Below are 239 nucleotides of genomic sequence, written 5' to 3'. Positions count from 1 at the left end.
CTACGACGACCATCGCGAGCCAATAGCATTGTTTATGCAGGCAGGGCAAAGCAAACAATTGAGTGACGATATAGACTCGTTTTTAGACGAAGTGCTCGACACGTTTCCAGCCGCATTTGATAACCCTGCTTACCAGCGAAAGAAAAAATCAATTGATCGTGAATTTAATGATGCTTACGACAGTGCAATTACTGCCGTTGAAGTGGCTGCGCTTGAGCAAAGTGTTGCACTTGTTGAAG

At 44.8% G+C, this 239-nt stretch carries 1 protein-coding gene; it reads left to right on the top strand.

From position 1 onward, the window contains the following. Positions 1-239: Lon-like protease helical domain-containing protein (locus tag SB756_RS34880; RefSeq protein ID WP_410913857.1), on the top strand; the 239-nt coding region annotated here is incomplete at both ends.

Source organism: Pseudomonas sp. SIMBA_068, assembly GCF_046534705.1.
GTDB classification, from domain to species: domain Bacteria; phylum Pseudomonadota; class Gammaproteobacteria; order Pseudomonadales; family Pseudomonadaceae; genus Aquipseudomonas; species Aquipseudomonas putida.
The sequence above is the reverse complement of the archived record's forward strand: the minus strand, read 5'-3'. Positions and strand labels throughout refer to the sequence as shown.